The 384-nt window shown below is 34.1% G+C and carries 1 pseudogene; it reads left to right on the plus strand.

What is annotated here, in order from left to right:
- Positions 1–320: pseudogene (locus GJV77_RS14755) on the plus strand (hypothetical protein); the annotation flags it as partial.
- Between the last annotated feature and the right edge of the window lie 64 nt (positions 321–384).

Here is a 384-nt window from a genome sequence, read left to right on the forward strand (position 1 = left end):
ACAATAATACCTCGAGCGTTGAAAATAATGGTATAAATCCTGCTGGGCAAACAAATATATCTAGTGTGGCAATTCAAGGGAAGCTGTATAACTATCAAGGAGAATTAGTTCAAAATTACTCACAGCAGGAGCTTACAAATACTCATCCTTTAAAACCTAGCTTTTCAAATAGTGTAATTCAAACCTCAGGTTATTCAACCGATGAGTTAATGCAACTCAGAAATACTTTAAATCTAGATGTTTCAATTCAGGAGATAACACAAGATTTAGATAATAAAACTAGGAAAGATTTCCGAGGGATAGGAGCCTATCTTTACTAGTGGAAAAGCCTAGCAATAATTAGTCCCCTTTATTGAGAAAAGCGTCCTTTTTAGATTCTTCTAA

This window comes from Myroides pelagicus (genome assembly GCF_009711055.1).
GTDB classification, from domain to species: Bacteria; Bacteroidota; Bacteroidia; order Flavobacteriales; family Flavobacteriaceae; genus Flavobacterium; species Flavobacterium pelagicum.